Genomic DNA, 1,046 nt, shown 5'->3' on the forward strand with positions numbered 1-1,046 from the left:
GGCCGAAGCCAAGGTGGAATTCAGCCGGGAGCTCTCGGCCATGGTCGCGAGGACGCCTGACGGTGAAACACGGGCCTGGCCGGTGGTGCACACCATCCAGGTGGACGGGGTGTGCGATGAAGTCATTGCCCCGGCCCTGGACATCTCCGTCGATGTTGCCGCAGCCGCGGAAAACGCCGCGGTCCGGATCGCCGGCGAACTCGGCGTGACCGGTGTCATGGCCGTCGAACTCTTCGAGACCCCGGGCGTGGGCGCCGGGTTCCTGATCAATGAACTCGCCATGCGCCCGCACAATACCGGGCACTGGACCCAGGACGGCTCGGTGACCAGCCAGTTCGAGCAGCACCTGCGGGCCATCCTGAACCTGCCGCTGGGCGCCACTGACCTGCTGGGGCCCGTCGTGGTGATGAAGAACTTCCTCGGCGGCGCCAACCAGGACCTCTATTCCGCCTTCCCCGCCGCCCTCGCGAGCGAACCGGCCGCGAAGGTGCACTGCTACGGCAAGGCCGTCCGGCCCGGACGGAAGATCGGCCACGTCAACCTGGTCGGGACCTCAGCTGCCGACGTCGACTCCGTGCGGCAGCGGGCCACCACCGTGGCCGACATCATCCGGAACGGCCGGGCCCACGCCGGCGCAATGCCGGCAACCTCCGAGGAGACCGCATGAGCACCGCAGCCAGCCCCGAAGCCAACAAAGCGGGAACCCCCCTCGCCGGCACCCGCGCGGATACCCCGCTCGTGGGCCTCGTGATGGGCTCGGATTCGGACTGGCCGGTCATGGAAGCCGCCGCCGAAGCCCTCGCCGAGTTTGGAATCCCGTCCGAGGCCGACGTCGTCTCGGCCCACCGGATGCCCACGGAGATGATCCGCTACGGCCAGACGGCCCACGAGCGCGGTCTTCGCCTGATCATCGCCGGCGCCGGCGGCGCCGCGCATCTTCCCGGCATGCTGGCCTCGGTCACTCCCCTGCCGGTGATCGGCGTCCCCGTGCCGTTGAAGACCCTGGACGGCATGGATTCCCTGCTGTCCATCGTGCAGATGCCGGC

Annotated in this window: 2 protein-coding genes; both read left to right on the forward strand. The window is 69.5% G+C overall.

What is annotated here, in order from left to right:
* Window positions 1–667: ATP-grasp domain-containing protein (locus LQV45_RS35260; protein ID WP_230012688.1), on the forward strand; the 667-nt coding region annotated here is incomplete at its 5' end.
* An 83-nt stretch (window positions 668–750) separates the two neighbouring features.
* Window positions 751–1,046: AIR carboxylase family protein (locus tag LQV45_RS35265; protein ID WP_230012690.1), on the forward strand; the 296-nt coding region annotated here is incomplete at its 3' end.

It is taken from the genome of Microbacterium sp. Bi128, assembly GCF_918698205.1.